Source organism: Mycobacterium toneyamaense, from assembly GCF_055384815.1.
This window is the reverse complement of record NZ_AP040333.1, coordinates 5,733,765-5,749,398: the sequence shown is the minus strand read 5'-3', so window position 1 is coordinate 5,749,398 and position 15,634 is coordinate 5,733,765. Positions and strand designations below refer to the sequence as shown.

Sequence of the window (15,634 nt, the reverse complement as noted above, 5' to 3'; positions counted from 1 at the left end):
CCTGATCGGGCTTCATGGCAGGGCCCTGATCGGGCCGCGGCGGCTCCAGCCGTTGACGGTCATGGTGCCTTGGTCAATCGCTGCGGGCGGCGCCACTGACGGCGGCACCACCGGGTCGTACCGTTCGATGGAGCCCCAATCTCGGTACCAGTCATTGCGCAGGTAGGTGGGGATGGTCGACGTGCGCAACAGCGCCTGGATGAACAGGAACGGGCCACCCTTCTGCGCGGACTGCCACATGTTCGACGACACCACGACCTGCTTGGTGTTGGGCAGGATGCGGTACTGCGGCAGCTCCGCGACACCGAGATGCTCGGAGAACGGGCGCTGGCACGGGAAGTTCGCGGCGGTGGCGATGTCCATGAGGATCGGCGTCTGCGAACCCAGGAACTGCTGCGCGGTCTGCAGCGTCGGGACCCGCGGCGGCGTGAACCCGAACCACTGGTCCTCCGACAGGTTCGGATCGTCGGCCACGATGCGGGCGACGTTGGCCTCCGGCGGTGCCCACGCGAGCGGGAATCGCAGGTTGCGCCAAGCATATTGGGCGAAGGTGTCGATGGGCTGCACCTCGGCGAGGGCCTGGTAGCTGCCGTCCGGCCGGTGCACGCCCCACTGGAGCTTGAGCGACTGGCCGTAGTGGAACTCGTGCTCTTCGTCGTAGTACCAGATGGCACCGGCCGCGGCGACGGTCACGAGCGGCCGGTCCGCACTGCGCGGCGGCAGTTGGTACCAGGCGGAGGTGGCCTTGGCGGCGACGCCGTTCTCCTTGAAGCTGCCCATCACCGGGGTGCGGGCGGGGTCCAGGCCGAACGGCAGGAACACGTTGGAGCCGTTGACACCCGTCGGGCCGTAGCCGCCACCGGTGCCGGCCGCGAAGGCGACGCCGACGTTGGGCTTGTTGGGCGACCCGTCGGAGTTCACGGTGCCGGGGTTCGCGACCACCGGATGCGGCGGTGCGAGCGAGTCGCTGATCCCGTTCGGCGTGAAGCCGACGGGGTTCTCGCCGCCCAGCGGTCCGTACTTGCCCCACGTCTGGCCGGGCACCGGCTGCAGCGTGCCGGCATTGGTGTCGGCTTCGACCAGCACGTCGTTGGCCATCGCGCAGCTCTTGTCGGACAACCCGAGCGCATCCAGGTTGGCCCGCGCGGTCGTGTACTGCGGGTAGCGCTGCACGAAGCCCTTGGCCATCGAGCCGACCTCGAGCACGACCATGATCACCGCGACGATCAGCAGCGGCGTCGACGCCAGCGCCCGGTTGCGGCGGGTCTCCGCGACCTCGGTGTGCCCGGCGTAGTCGATGCGGAAGTGCAGCCAGCCCGCAAGCAGGGCGGAGATGATCGCCAGCACCAGGAACATCGAGGTGACGGGGTGGCCGGCCAGCACGGGCTGCCGGTCGAACCACGGCACGCCGTAGTTGCCGACGTAGAACCAGCCGTTGATCCCGGACGTCGCCCAGGCCAGCACGAACAGCAGTGCCGTCACGTACAGCGCCAGGTTCCGCCGGCTGTGCAGCCCGACCGTCGCGAACGCGAAGGCGATGATCGCCCCGAACGCACCGGAGAGGCCCGCGAACGCACCGAACTGCACGGCCCACTTGGTCGGGGTGAAGTGCAGGAGCAGCAGGCCGAGCATGGTGCTGCCGAGCAGGCGCCACACCGGACCGCTGGCCAGGCCGGGGACCCGGCCTTTGCGCAGCAGGAGGGCGAGGGTGGCGAACAGGCACAGCAGCAGGATCAGCACGGAGAAGCGGCGGGTCATGGAGCTGTCGACGCTGTCTTCGACCGTGAGGAAGTAGTAGCGCAGGAATTCCTGGTACCAGGAGATGGTCGGGCCGACGGTGTACTTGATGCGCGCCGACTCGGCCACGGTCGCCAGGGTCTGGTTCCGGAAGATCACCGTCAGGATCAGCGACGCCGAGGCGGCCAGCGTCGCGATCGGGGCCAGCAGGCCCGTCCCGGCCCGGCGGCTGCGGACCGTGCGGACCAGCGCGCGGGCGCCGACGAGCAGCGGGGCCAGCGCGATCAGGCCCTGCGGCGCCGTCGTCGCGGTGAACGCCGCCACGATGATCGCGACCGCCGCGGGCGCCAGGCGCCGGGTGGCGATGGCGTACTCGATGAGAACCCAGGTCGCGATGACACCGAAGGCGATCAGCGGCTCGGGGCGCAGGCCGTTGTTGAACGGGTACCAGGCCGCCAGGAAGACAGCCGCCGCGGTCCAGATCGCGATTGCGTTCGACGACACCCCGCGGGCGCCGGGGCCGAGCCGCGGCAGCACCCAGCGAGACAGCAGCGTCCAGGTCGCGATGCCGGCCAGCAGTGCGGGCAGCCGCATCCACACGCCGGCGGTGCTGATGCTCGCCATATGGGCGAGCACCGACTGGTACCAGTCGAACGGCGCCTCGGAGGTGCCGAAGTAGCGGTAGTAGTTGGCGACATAGCCGGCCTGGCTGGAGACCCGCGCGATGGTCAGGTTGTAGCCGTCGTCGGAGGAGATGGCGCCGATCAGGTGCCAGCCTCCGAGGCCGGCGAACACCGCGATGTCCGCGAGCCAGTGCCAGCGGCTGACCTTCCAGAAGCGCTGCCAGCCGTCGTGCACACGGCGGCCGTCCAGGCGGTCCAGCAGTGCCAGCGCGGCGATCGAGACCAGCGTCAGCAGCACACCGAGCGCCATGGCGGCCGACTTCACGAACGTCGGGACCACGATGAACCGGGTGTCGACGTCGACGCGCGCGGACAAGCCGGGCTGTGCGGGCACCTTGAGGCCGGTGAAGATGCCGGCCACCTGGGGCTTCTTCTCCACACTGCCGGTGCCGGCGGCTCCCGGCAGGCCGATGAAGTCGGCGCCGACGCCGCCGTTGGTCGCCCAGAGATGCAGGTTGCTGCACTTCCCGGCGGCGATGTCGGACCGCTTGGCGACCGCGGCGACGGTGTCCCGGAAAGCGACGACGACGTCCGCGGCGTTGGCGCGCACGAACAGGCCGTTGCGGCTGGCGTCGATGCCGTCCGGTGGGATCGTCGAGAACACCAGACCACCGGCCGCCGGCACGGTGGCGATGGCCGAGCACGGGATGGAGACATCCAGCGCCAGCGGCGCACCCGACACCAGCGGGGCGGTGAGATCGGAGACGTTTCCGCTGGCACCGGGGGCCTGGGGCCACAAGATGGTCGCGGTCGTCTGCTTGACGGGCAGCAGTGGGGTCAGCGCGCAGAGCAGCAGACCGGCAAGGCCCGCGATGATCGCGACGAGACGGGCAGTCCTGGCAGGCACGAGGCTCAAGACTAGGCGACAGTTATATGTGGCCTGGGCCACTGACGGGGAATGTCGAGCTAGTTGGCCGGAATGTGACCCTCAATAGAGCTTGCTGCCCTGGGCAGACAGCCGGACGGCGTACTTGTCGTGCGCCACTTCCGGGTGCGCACGATCGCGACAAATATGTCGGCGGCGAGACTGACGGCACGGCGATTTCTGGGCCGGTTCACCGCCACCTGGTCAGGAATGGCGTGCTCGCTCCCGGGACAGCTCAAACATGTGGCAGCAGAGCCGACACGCCCGGCGGCCATCCGGCGGCCACTGACTACGAGTGCCGCAGCGGCGCCGGGGCCCACAGCCCGCTGCGCGTGGCCTTCCCGAGGTCGATCTGGGCCGGCTGCGCGTCGGGGTAGTACTGCGTGAACTGCTGCAGCGAGCCCCAGTCCCGGAACCAGTCGTCCTTCAGATACGTCGGCACCGGGGTGGCCTTGAACAGCAGCTCGGTGATGCCGAGCGGCCCGCCGCCGAGGTAGTCCATGACGGGCGAGTTGGCCTCGGCGCCGAAGCGGTCCGGCAGGATGCGCCACTTGGGCACCTCGGTGACGCCGTTGTTGTGACCGAACGGCCGCTGGCACGGGAACGCCAGGCCGACGAGCCAGTCCAGCATCACCGGGTCCTTCGAGCCGACGACGTCCTGCAACGTGCGCAGCTTCGGGATGCGCGGCGGGGTCAGGGCGATCCAGTGCTGCGGCGCGAGGTCGTCGTCGGTGGCGACGATGCGGATCAGGGTGGCGTCGGCCGGGATGGCGGCCATCGGGGCGCGCAGATTGCGCCAGGCGGGTGCGGCACCGACATCGGCGAAGCCGACCGCGCCGGCGATCTTGCCGGCCGCGGCCTGGGCGTCGGTGGCGTACTCGACGCGTACCTCGCCCTGATTGAAACGGCCCGCAGCGGCGACGACGAGCAGCGGTCCGGCCTGATCGCGCGGCGGCAGTTTGTACCAGCCCGAGCGCATCCGCGCCGGGATCTGTACGCCGGGGCGCCAACTGCCGAGCACCGGGGTGGTGGCCGGATCGAGGTTGTAGGGCAGCCGGGCCTTTGAACCGTTCACTCCGGCCGCAAAGGTGGTGCCGCCTTCGGTACCCGGTTCCGCACCGCTGACGGGGCCGCCGTCGTTGTCGGCGAAGTTGGTGCCGCCGGGCGGTTCCATGACCGGGTCCGCGGAGACGTCGGCGGGAATTCCGTTGGGGGTGAAGCCTTCTGCGCTACCCGCGCCGAGGGCGTCGCCGACCGTCCCGGACTGCGGCACGAGCTTGCCGGCGTTGGTGTCCTGTTCGACCATGACGTCGTCGGCCAGGCCGCAGGTCTTACCGGTCAGCGCCTGCAGGTTCGAACGACCCACTGACCAGGCCGGCCACTGTTGCGTCATGCCGAGGGTCAGTGACAGCACCTCGAAGAACACCACGATCCACGACGCAATTGCCAAGGGCGCCTGGGGAATCCGGCGACTGACCGGCCGCTCGGGATCGTGGTCGTAGAAGTGCAGCCACGCTGCCCACAGGAGCGTAAGGAACGACAGCCCGAACAGGAACGTGGTGAAGCCGAAGTGCCACTCGGGGAACTGATTCGACCACGGCACACCGAAGTTCGAGACGTACCACCAGCCGTTCACCGTGGCGAACGACAGGGCCATGACGAACAGGACCGTCGCGGCGAACATCGCCCGGTTGCGGCGTGAGCGCATGGCCACGGTGCTGACCGCGATGGCGGCCAGCGCGCCCAGCGAACCGGCCAGCCCGGCGAACACGCCGAAGTGGTGCGTCCACTTGGTGGGCGTGAACATCATCGCCAGGAACGAGATGATCGTGATGCCGACGATGCGGCGGGCCGGCCCGGCGGCGGTGCCCGGAATTCGCCCCTTGCGCAACGACATTGCGAGCGACACTGCCAACGCCAGCAGCAGCGTCAGCACCGCGAACCGGCGGGCCACCGAGCCGTCGGGGCTGGTGGTGAACAGGCGCTCGTAGCGGATGTGCTCGTCGAACCAGCTCAGCGCGGGGCCGACGGTGGTCTTGAAGGAGCTGGCGTCGAGCTCGGCGGCCAGCGTCTGGTCGCGGAAGATCAGGATCGCCGTCACTGTGCCCGCGGCGAGGATCGGTGCCAGCAGAGCCAGATAACCGAAGCGCGAAGTATGCCGCGCCACAATCGTTTTCAGCGGGCCGACGGCGACCAGCAGGGCGCCGATCGCGGCGATACCCGTCGGGCCGGAGAACAACGTCAGGGCACCGATGATGATGGCGATGGCCACCGGCAGCAGCCGGCTGGTCGCGACGCCGCGTTCCACCGAGCACCAGGTCAGGAGGATGCCGAGCGCGATGATGGGCTCCGGCCGGATGCCGTTGTTGAGCGGCAGCCAGAACGCCAGGAACATGCCGGCGGCCGTCCAGGCGGCGGCGCGGCTGTTCTTGACCGCGTGGCCGAGCCGGGGGAGCACCTCGCGGCTGATCACCCACCAGCACGCCAGGGCCATCAGGAGCGTGGGCAGGCGCATCCAGATGCTCGATGTGGAGACGTGCGCCCACAGCGCCAGCAGGTCGTAGTACCAGCCGAACGGCGCTTCGGGGGTGCCGAACCAGCGGTAGTAGTTGGCCATGTAGCCGGCGTGCTCGGAGACCCGGGCCATGGTGAGGATGTAGCCGTCGTCCGAGGTGTTGGCGCCGACGAAGTGCCACCACACCAACGTCGTGATCACGACGCCGTCCAGCGGTTTCACCGACCACCAGCGCGATGGCAGGAAGCGTTTGTGCGGGACGCCGTCGGCGCGGTCCAGCACGTGCAGGGCGCTGAGTGCGACGACGGTCAGCACCACGCCGAAGATCATCGCCAGCATCTTCAGCAGGGTCGGGGCCGTGCTGTAGCGCGAGTCGATGGTCGCCGAGAACGTCAGCCCCGGCGGCGCCGCACCGGACAGGTCGGTGAAGACGCCGACGATCTGCGGGCGGAAGTCGTAGCCGGTGAGCTCACCGCGCAGTGGCTTGCCGGGGTTCTTGTCCTTCGGTCCCTGCACGAGGCCGACGATCTCGCCGGTGACCTTGTCGGCATGTGCGGTGAATCGCAGTTCCTTGCACGCGGGGCTGAGCACCTGGGTCAGCGGTGCGCTGACGACCGGGGTGTTGCGGACGATCACCAGCAGGTCGCCGCCGACGCGCTCGATCAGCAGGCCACGGTCGACGGCCTTGGGTGCCTGCTTGGGCACGGTGGACAGCAGTGTGGTGGCCGGGCCAGTGAGGCCGGCCGCCGCCGAACACGGGATGGTGATGTCGAGGTCGGTGGCCACGTAGCCGATCAGCGGCGCGTCGACGCTCTTGAGCACGCCCGCCTGCGGCCAATTCAGCTGCGCCGTGGTCTGGGTGACCGGCAGCAGCGGCGTCGCCATCGCCAGGAACGCGCCGAGCAGTCCGGCCACGATCGCGATCCACCGCGCTGTGCGGTGATTGCGCTCTACCTCAGGTTCCCCGGCCACGGGCCTAGATGTTAGTGGCCGCTACGGATGGCCAGCACAAACGGGCCGATATCGGTGACCTGCCAGTGCTTGCTGTCGAACAGCCGCTCGTCGAGCGCCACCTGGTAGCGCCGCACGTTGGGCTGGTTGGGGTAGACGTCCTCGGCCAGGCGCAGCGTGTAGGTGCCGGTGCCGCCATGGCGCATCAGGAACACCGTCGGCGCCGGCCACGGCAGCGTGTCGAGCGCCTTGGCGAAGGCGTCGGGGTCGGTCATGGTCGCCCAGCTCTCGATGGCGCCTGAGCGCTCCTTGAACTGCGCCAGCGGGTTCGCGTAGTGCGACGTCAGGCCCTGGAACCCGTAGTAGGGGTAATAGGACAGGAAGCTGTAGTCGGCGGTCATCACGACGGTCTCGTTGCGGGGCTTGCCCGTCGCGGCGGTGATCTTGCGGTCGATCTCCTGGTAGTACCGCTCGGAGCCCGGGGGACGACGGTCGGCGCGCTGGCCGGAGCCGTCGGTGTCGGTGTAGGCGACGGCGATGTCGGCCCGCAGGATGTCCGGGATCGCCTGACTGAACGACACCGCGCCGATGGCGCCGATGACGGCGGCCACCGCGATGATCCGGTTGGTGGTCGGCTGCGCGTACCGGTTGGCCAGCGCGCGGGCAGCTTCCAGGAAGCCGAAGGTGCCGGCCGCGACGAGCAGCACCAGCAGGGTGGGCTGCAGCCGGAACGACAGCAGCGTGGTGCGGGCCAGGGTGGCCAGCATCGACAGCAGCGACCACGCGTACACCGACACGACCGCCATGCCCAGCGCGGCAGCGCGTGTCGAGCTGCGGCCCTTGACCACCAGCCACAGCGTGCCGACGAGGCACATGACGCCCAGCAGGGTGGCGTCGAGCATCGGGAAGGTCAGCTGCGCGCCGGCCATCGGCAGGTAGTGCAGAGCGGTGGATTTGTCCGCGGGGTGGTGGAGCGTTGCCAAAAGATACGGTGCCCAGTGAATCGCCGCGATGGCGCCGGAGATGACGGCGATGACGGCCAGCCGGATCAGCGGCTGGAGTTGGCGCCGGGATACGGCGAGCAACAGCGCCATGAGTGCAAACGTGAGGGCGAGGTAGCCGAGAAACAGTGTGTAGAACAACGCGGCCGCGCCGAGGAAGATCCCGGTACCGATGATTGCGGCCCAGCCCCGACCGCTGGCCTTGAGTCCCGACCAGGCCAGCACGACGACCGGCGGTATGAGCACCACGACGACGGCCGAGTAGGGCTCGGTGGAGGAGTACGCCAGCGTGACGGCCGCGGTGGCCGTCGTCACCGCCAGGGCGTACTCGAAGCGAATCATGGCCGTCCACAACACGAATGCGGCCACGATCGCCGCGGTGATCGTGACGATCGCCCACGGCTTGAACATCTCCCACGCCGGCGTGCCGGTCAGCGCGGCCGCCCGGCCGCCGAGCCAGAACCAGCCCGACGGGTAGTACGGCGGCAGACCCAGGTACGTCATGTCGTGCGGCACAGCGGTATCCGTGAGCCGCGTCAGGTATTCGGTGCGGAACTGCTGGTCGACCGAGATGCCGAACAGGTACAGCTTCGTCGCGCCCAACGGCATGCCGAGGGTGACGACCGAGAACGCCGCCAGGAGCGACGTGGCCGCGACCTTGGCGCTCTTGCGCCAGCCGCGACGCCACGCCCACCCCGCGAGCAGTAGCCCGACGAGCACGGCGCACTGGCCGGCGGTGGTCAGGGCATGCAACTGGTTCGACGAGTTGAACGCCGGCCATTGCACGCGCGCAATCGCTTGCAGCGCAATGACCGCGATGATCACCGCCAGTGCCATGGCGGCCAGCATCTGGCCGCTCACCCTGGCGCTTGCGGCCAGCGCGCTGCGCATCAGAGCGGAAGTTTGCGGAAGATCGACCGGGGGATATGCCGGATGACGGCCATCAGGTAGCGCACCGGATTGGGCGCCCAGATGAGCTCCTTGCCCTTGGCGGCGGCAGCGACGGCCTGGTTGGCGACGTCTTCCTTGTCGACCGTGAACGGCGCCTCCTTGGCGCCGGTGGCCTTCCAGTGCTCCAGCGTCGTGGTGGTGCGCACCTGGCCGGGGCGGATGACCAGAACGCGAACCCCGAACTCCCGCAACGCCTCTCCGAGGCCCAGGTAGAAGCCGTCGAGGCCGGCCTTGGTGGAGCCGTACACGAAGTTGGAACGGCGGACCCGTTCGCCGGCGACCGACGACATGGCGATGATCTGCCCGAAACCCTGTGCCTTCATCTTGTCGCCGACCAGCACGCCGACGGAAACCGCTGCGGTGTAGTTGATCTGGGCGGTCAGGACGGCCTTGGACTGGTTCTGCCACAGTTCCTCGGCGTCGCCCAGGACACCGAACGCGACGATCGCGACGTCGACATCGCCCTGCTCCCAAGCGGATTCGATGACGGCCGGGTGCGATTTGGTGTCCAGCGCGTCGAAGTCGAGGTAAACAACCTCCTTGGCGCCGGCTGCCTCGATCTGGGCGATGGCCGCGTCGCGCTTGGGGGCGTTCGGCAGGTCGGCGAGGATCACGCGGGCCTTGGCGTTCTTGAGGTAGCGCTCGACGATGGCCAGGCCGATCTCCGAGGTACCGCCGAACAGCAGAATGGTCTGCGGGTTGCCGGTTGCGTCAATCACTGAGTCTCCTAGAGAAGTTCGAGGCGGCGGGCCATGTCGGAGGCGAACACGCCGTTCGGGTCGGCTTTGCGGCGGGTGGCGATCCACTCGTCGATCCGCGGGTACATCTTGTGGAAGCTCTCGGCGCTGACGCGGGAGTCCTTGGCGGTGTACACCCGACCGCCGAATTCCATTGCGCGCTTGTCGAGTTCGTTGAGGAACTCGTTGACGCCCGGCCGGTTCGGGAAGTCGAGGGCGACGTTCCAGCCCTGCATCGGGAAGCTCAGCGGCGCCTTGTTGCCCGGGCCGAACAGCTTGAAGACGTTCAGCGCCGAGTACTGCTTCTGCGTGTGCATCCAGCGGATGATGCCCTTGAACTCTTCGAGCGCATCGGGCGGAACCAGGAACTGGTGCTGCGCGAAACCCGCTGGGCCATAGGCATATTGCCAGCCCGAGGTGATGTCGAGCATGTGGTAGAACTGCGTCAGGTTGACGATCTTGCCCTGGTAGTTGCCGCTCATGCGGTAGAACGCCTCGCCGATCATGGACAGCGAGAGCTTGTTCATGAAGCTGACCGGGAACAGGTTCGGAATCGCCGGCAGTTGGGGCGCGGTGAACTTCAGCGGATCCTTGGCCAGCTTGGCCGGCAGCTGATCGACCTTGGCCAGGCTGCCGCGGCTCACCGCGGCACGGCCGAGCTTGGGCTCCGGGCTGATGAGGTCGAACCACGCGCTCGAGTACGTGTAGTTGTCCTCGCTGCCGTCCTGGTGCACGGCGACGGTCTCTTCGAGATCGTGCGTCGCGATGCCGTCGGCGATGAAGTAGGCGCTCTCGGTGCGCGTCATCTTGATGCGCGCCCGGATCACGATGCCCGTCAGTCCGTTGCCGGCGACGGTGGCCCAGAACAGCTCACTGTCCGGTCCGTCGGGCGTGATGGTGTGCACCTCACCGTCGGCCATCAGCAGGTCCAGCGACAGCACGTGGTTGCCGAAGCTGCCCGCGCTGTGGTGGTTCTTGCCGTGGATGTCGGAGGCGATCGCGCCGCCGACCGTGACCTGCCGGGTGCCCGGCAGCACCGGAACCCACAGCCCGAACGGCAGCGCGGCCTTCATCAGCTGGTCGAGGCTGACCCCGGCGTCGACGTCGGCGATGGCGGTCTCGGAGCTGATCGAATGGATCCGGTTGAGCGCCGTCATGTCGACGACGATGCCGCCGCCGTTGCACGCCTGGTCACCGTAGGACCGGCCGAGACCGCGGCCGAGGATGCCTCGCCGCAGGTGGGCGGGGCTGGAAGAGTTTGCGTCCGCCACCCGCTTGACCGCCTCGGCGATCACTGACACATCGGGTGTGGACAGCACGTTTGCCACGGACGGTGCCGTGCGGCCGAACCCGGTGAGGGCGCGGCGCGTCAGGGGCAGCGTGGCGTCAGGCTGGGTAGACATAACGGTCAAAGGGTACCGGCCAACCTCACTTCAGCCGGAAAATCACGGTTCGCTGCACCACGAAGTTGATGACGGTGGCCGTGCCCTGGGCAATGACAAAGGCCACAGGTCGTCGCCACGACTCGCCGGCGAATTGCAGATAGAACAGCTGATTGATGCCGACCTGCAGACCGAAGGTGACTGCGTACAAGATCACAACCGCGATGAAGCGCGCCCGGCTCGGTTCGGCCTGGAAGGTCCAGCGCCGGTTGATCAGATAGGCCGTCGTCGTGCCGGCGATGAAGCTGAGCGTCTTCGCGATGAGTGTGGCCCGCGCGTCCGGCATGCCGTTGGCCACGAAAACGAAGCTGAGCAGTACGTACAGCCCGTAATCGACGATCGCGGACAGGCCGCCCGTCACGATGAACCGCCACGCCTGCGTCACCAGGCCCAGCGACGCCTCGACGGCTTTCTCGGCGCTGTGTTCTGTATGGTGTTCGGCGGGGATGTCCACTGGCTCGGCCACCCGGGCAGCTTACGTGCACCATGGACACGTGACCGATTTGCTTCAGGCATGGCACACCCTGCTGGCGCGGCATTCGTCGTCGCCTCGCGTCGACGACGTCGGGGCGTCGCTGCTCGGCCGGTGGGCCGAGCCGCACCGCAGTTACCACGACCTCAGCCACCTGCGCGGCATCCTGTCCGGAGTGGACGCCCTGGAGGAGTTCGCCGACGATCCCGACGCGGTCCGCCTGGCGGCCTGGTACCACGACGCGGTGTACGCGGGGCAGTCCGACGACGAGGAGAACAGCGCCCTGCTGGCGGAGTCCGACCTCACCGATCTGGGGGTGGACCCGGCATTCGTGGCGGAGGTGGGCCGCCTGGTGCGGGTGACCATCGCCCACGATCCCGCAGCCGACGATCACAACGGCCAGGTGCTGTCCGACGCCGACCTGGCGGTGCTGGCCGTGCCGCCGGCCGACTACCAACACAACACCGCGCGGGTGCGGGCCGAGTACGGCCATGTCAGCGACGCGGATTTCGGTCTGTGGCGCGGCCGGATGATCGCGGCGATGCTCGCCGGGCCGTCGCTGTACCGCACCGATGAGGGGCGGCGGCTGTGGGAGGACGCGGCACGGACGAATCTGAAGGCGGAGCTGGCGGCGCTCAGCGGCTGACGGCCTTCAGCACGTCGTGCAACGCGTCGAGCGCCGCGTTGAAGTCGTGATCGGCGGGAGTGCCGAAACTCACCACCACGCCGTCCTGGGGCGGAGTGTCCGCCGCGTCGGGATGCCGCAGCAGCGCCAGCCCGGACAACGCGATGCCGGCGTCGGCTGCGCGCCGCATGACCTCATGTTCTGTGCCGTCGGGCAGTCGGATCAGGGCGTGCAGTCCGGCGGACAGGCCACTGATCTCGACATCCAGACCCGACAGCCTTGCCGCGAGCGCGTCGCGCCGGCGCCGGTAGCTGTTGCGCATGCGGCGAATGTGCTTGTCGTACTGGCCGGATTCGATGAAGTCGGCCATGGTCAGCTGGTCGATGGCGTTGACGTAGAACTGCTGCCCGCCCGCCGCCGCCAGGACAGGGTCGATCAGGTTGTCGGGCAACACCATCCAGCCCAGCCGCAGCACCGGCGCCAGGCTCTTGCTGGCCGAGCCCAGGTAGGCCACCCGATCGGGATCCAGGCCCTGCATCGAGCCTACCGGTTGCCGGTCGTAACGGAACTCGCCGTCGTAGTCATCTTCCAGGACATAGCTTTTCGTGTGGATGGCCCAATCGAGGGCGCGGGTGCGCCGGGTGGGATGCAGTGGTACCCCGTGGGGGAAATGGTGCGCCGGTGTGAGCAGAACCGCTGCGGCGCTGGTCTTTTCGAGATCGTCGACGACGGCGCCGTGGTCATCGATCCGGATCGGCACGGTGCCGGCCCCATTGCCGGCGATGGCGTCCCGGAACAGGAACAGCCCGTAGTTCTCGACGGCAATGGTGTTCGGCGCGAACACTTTTGACAGCAACTCGACGGCGTGCCGCGTGCCGGCGCAGATGACGATCGATTCGGCCGTGGTGCGCACGCCGCGGGCCCGGGCCAGATACGTGGCCAGGGCCGCGCGCAGTTCGTGGCGGCCGCGGGCGTCGCCGATGCGCAGCGCCTCTGTCGGGGCGTTGGTCAGGGCCCGTCGGGCCGACGCCAGCCAGGCCTGCCGTGGGAAGGCCGCGACGTTTCCCGAACCGGGCATCAGGTTGTGGGTAGGCGTGCCCGGCTGGGCGCGCTGGGTGGCCGGAGCCGAGTCGGTGTGCGAGCCGATCACCCACGTGCCCGCGCCCTGGCGGGAGCCCAGCCAGCCTTCGGCGACCAATTCGGCATATGCCTCGGCGACGGTGTTGCGGGCCAAGCCGAGGTCGGCGGCCAGTGACCGGGAGGGCGGCAGCATGGTGCCGGCCGGCAGGCGGCGTGACCGGACCGCGTCTCTGAGCGCCTGGATCAGCTGGTCGCGAGTGCCGCGACGGCCCGGTTGGACGGCCTGGCCGAGGTCCAGATGCAGGTCCAGTCCGGCACCGCCCGCCGCAGAATTGGCCCATGAAACCACAGAGAAATTGAACCATGGTCGCGGGTTTTTGATGACTAGCGTGGATGGCATGACCGAGACACTCAACGCACCGACCACCACCGCCCACGCCAAGCGGATCGATATCTACGAGGCGGCTCCCGAGCTGTACGCCGGGATGATGGCCTTCAGCAACGCCGCGTCGAAGGAGCTCGATTCGACCATCGGCGAACTCATCAAGATTCGCGCCTCGCAGATGAACCACTGCGCCTTCTGCCTCGACATGCACGTCCATGACGCGCGCCGTTTCGGCGAGACCGAGCAGCGCCTGGCCCTGGTCGCGGCGTGGGAGGAAGCCGGCGACCTGTTCACCGAGCGCGAGCGGGCCGCGCTGGCCATCACCGAAGCCATCACCGATCTGAGCCACGGCCCGGTTCCCGACGGCGTCTACGCCCAGGCGGCCGCCGTGTTCACCGAGCGCGAGCTCGCGCACGTCGTCGGCATGGCCGCCGTCATCAACTCGTGGAACCGGTTGAACGCCGCTACGCGGAAGGCCGTCCCGCGCCGTCGCTGAACGCGCGGACCGCAGCGGCGAATTCCTCGGGGGCGTCGGACTCGACATAGGTTCCGGCGCCCTCGACGATCACCGTCGTGTGGTCGGGGAACGTCGCCTCCAGCCGCTCGCGCTCCTGGGCGCGGAAGGCGATGTCGGCGTCGCCCCAGATGATGAGGGTCGGCAGATGTGCGATGTTCGGCAGCCCGGCTTCGACCTCCGTGAAGAAGTCGCGGCTCGCCAGCACCCGGCCGGGAAGGACGGCGGACGCCTGGCGCCGGTCCGCGGTGTCCAGCGCGCGGCGGTAGTGATCCATCTCGGCGTCGCTGAGCTTGCGCCTGCGGTGGCCGGTGGGGATGAAGGCGTTGACCAGCAGATTGAACTGACGGACCAGGAAGCGTGTCGGAAGCCCGCCCATGATGCGGCCGAACGCTTCGAAATGCAGATCTCCGTTGACCGGCCAAGCCCAGGTATTCGCCAGTACCAGCCGTTGGAATACCTCCGGCCGCCGCTGCGCCACCGCGATACCGATCATGCCGCCCCAGTCCTGGCCGACCAGCGTGAGGTCCTCGAGGTCCAGGGCGTCGACGAACGCGGTGACGACGTCGGCGTGCTCCTCGGGCAGGTACCGGTAGCCGGGTCTCGGCGTCGACAGCCCGAAGCCGGGGTAGTCGAGGGCGATGCACCGAAAGTCCTTGCGCAGCAAGTTGATTACATCGCGGAAGAGGAATGACCAGGTCGGGTTGCCGTGCAGCATCAACAGTGTGGGGCCGGATCCTTCGTCCACGTAGTGCACGGTGTGGCCGTCGATCTCGATGAAGTGGCTCTCGAACGGGAACAGTTCGTCGTCGACCCAGGCGGGCCGTGTGGTCGAAGCGGTGTCGGTCATGGCAACCCCTGTTCGGATCGGCTTCCGGGTATGCTTGAACATCTCATAATCACTTGAGAAACTCAAGTATAAGGACGGCAATGCGAAGCTACGACCAATACTGTGGGCTCGCCCGTTCGCTCGAAATCGTCGGCGACAGATGGAATCTGCTGATCGTTCGCGAACTTCTCATCGCACCCGGCCGCTACCGCGATCTGATCGCCCGGCTCCCGGGTATCGCGACCAACCTGCTCGCGGATCGGCTCCGGGACCTCGAGGCCACGGGCGTCGTCGAGCGGCGGCTGGCCGGCGAGGGCAGTGCGGTCGAGTACACCCTGACGCCGTGGGGCGCGCAGCTGCGCCAGCCGATCGAGAGCCTGCTCCGCTGGTCCACGCCGCTGATGATCAGCGGTCCCGCCGACAGTGATTCCTTCCGGCCGGAGTGGCTGACCCTCGCCGTCCCGGCGCTCCTCAACGGCCGGGTCAAGGTCCGCTCCGCCGTGACGATCGGCCTCGTGGTCGGCGACCAGACCCTGCAACTGCGCGCCACGCGTTCAGGCTTCGACGTCGGTCCACATGACGGTCGCCCGCTCGACGCCTCCGTCGTTGCCATCCCCGCCTGCATCCTCGGTCTCGCCGCGGGCGCTCTCAGCCTCAGCGACGCCCGTGCACTCGGGATCGTCGAAGTCGACGGCGATGAAGCCGCTGTCCGCGCGGTCTTCGGAACCTGAGGGGGCGTCCGGATCGGCTGATCGTGTAGCAACTCCTCCCGCTCCGGCCTGGCGGTGCTGCGCTGACCGTGAGGGTGTGTCGTGCGGATTGTCGGCGCGGCGGGCCGCCTCTGCGT

Annotated in this window: 11 protein-coding genes; 3 read left to right on the top strand and 8 right to left on the bottom strand. The window is 68.5% G+C overall.

Annotation, left to right across the window (positions count from 1 at the left end):
• Positions 1 to 12: 12 nt before the first annotated feature.
• From ACZ5IQ_RS27745 to ACZ5IQ_RS27720, 6 genes are all read right to left on the bottom strand, one after another.
• Complete coding sequence (locus ACZ5IQ_RS27745; RefSeq protein ID WP_346415249.1) at positions 13 to 3,267, bottom strand: arabinosyltransferase domain-containing protein; 3,255 nt, start codon at positions 3,265 to 3,267, stop codon at positions 13 to 15.
• A 307-nt stretch (positions 3,268 to 3,574) separates the two neighbouring features.
• The gene (locus tag ACZ5IQ_RS27740) at positions 3,575 to 6,772 is read right to left on the bottom strand and encodes an arabinosyltransferase domain-containing protein (RefSeq protein ID WP_464480550.1); all 3,198 of its coding nucleotides are present in this window, start codon (positions 6,770 to 6,772) and stop codon (positions 3,575 to 3,577) included.
• Between the two features lie 11 nt (positions 6,773 to 6,783).
• The gene (locus ACZ5IQ_RS27735) at positions 6,784 to 8,643 is read right to left on the bottom strand and encodes a galactan 5-O-arabinofuranosyltransferase (protein WP_133426174.1); all 1,860 of its coding nucleotides are present in this window, start codon (positions 8,641 to 8,643) and stop codon (positions 6,784 to 6,786) included.
• Complete coding sequence (locus ACZ5IQ_RS27730) at positions 8,643 to 9,422, bottom strand: decaprenylphospho-beta-D-erythro-pentofuranosid-2-ulose 2-reductase (RefSeq protein WP_064861198.1); 780 nt, start codon at positions 9,420 to 9,422, stop codon at positions 8,643 to 8,645. Before ACZ5IQ_RS27730 ends, ACZ5IQ_RS27735 begins: the two co-directional genes overlap by 1 nt.
• A gap of 8 nt (positions 9,423 to 9,430) precedes the next feature.
• Entirely contained in the window at positions 9,431 to 10,843 is a 1,413-nt protein-coding gene (locus ACZ5IQ_RS27725) for an FAD-binding oxidoreductase (RefSeq protein ID WP_020099515.1), read from the bottom strand.
• A gap of 25 nt (positions 10,844 to 10,868) precedes the next feature.
• Positions 10,869 to 11,330 (bottom strand): GtrA family protein, encoded by a 462-nt coding sequence (locus tag ACZ5IQ_RS27720; RefSeq protein ID WP_133426285.1) that lies wholly within the window; start codon positions 11,328 to 11,330, stop codon positions 10,869 to 10,871.
• A gap of 46 nt (positions 11,331 to 11,376) precedes the next feature.
• Here ACZ5IQ_RS27720 and ACZ5IQ_RS27715 point away from each other — a divergent pair, with 46 nt between their 5' ends.
• Positions 11,377 to 12,000, top strand: a complete 624-nt coding sequence (locus tag ACZ5IQ_RS27715; protein WP_406804100.1) for an HD domain-containing protein — start codon at positions 11,377 to 11,379, stop codon at positions 11,998 to 12,000.
• Here the strand turns inward: ACZ5IQ_RS27715 and pdxR are convergent.
• Positions 11,990 to 13,408, bottom strand: a complete 1,419-nt coding sequence (pdxR, locus tag ACZ5IQ_RS27710; RefSeq protein WP_464480549.1) for a MocR-like pyridoxine biosynthesis transcription factor PdxR — start codon at positions 13,406 to 13,408, stop codon at positions 11,990 to 11,992. The two genes, ACZ5IQ_RS27715 and pdxR, sit on opposite strands and share 11 nt — an antisense overlap.
• 49 nt (positions 13,409 to 13,457) lie before the next feature.
• Between pdxR and ACZ5IQ_RS27705 the strand changes: the two genes are divergently transcribed.
• Positions 13,458 to 13,940 carry a carboxymuconolactone decarboxylase family protein gene (locus ACZ5IQ_RS27705; protein ID WP_064861200.1) on the top strand — a complete coding sequence of 161 codons (483 nt, stop codon included), beginning with the start codon at positions 13,458 to 13,460 and terminating at the stop codon, positions 13,938 to 13,940.
• Here the strand turns inward: ACZ5IQ_RS27705 and ACZ5IQ_RS27700 are convergent.
• On the bottom strand, positions 13,909 to 14,808 hold the full coding sequence (locus tag ACZ5IQ_RS27700; RefSeq protein WP_064861201.1) for an alpha/beta fold hydrolase: 900 nt from the start codon (positions 14,806 to 14,808) through the stop codon (positions 13,909 to 13,911). The genes ACZ5IQ_RS27705 and ACZ5IQ_RS27700 overlap by 32 nt on opposite strands.
• 80 nt (positions 14,809 to 14,888) lie before the next feature.
• On the opposite strand from ACZ5IQ_RS27700, the gene ACZ5IQ_RS27695 reads away from it, so the two are divergent.
• A complete protein-coding gene (locus ACZ5IQ_RS27695; RefSeq protein ID WP_061006236.1) occupies positions 14,889 to 15,518 on the top strand; it encodes a winged helix-turn-helix transcriptional regulator in 630 nt (209 codons plus the stop codon).
• Positions 15,519 to 15,634 lie beyond the last annotated feature (116 nt).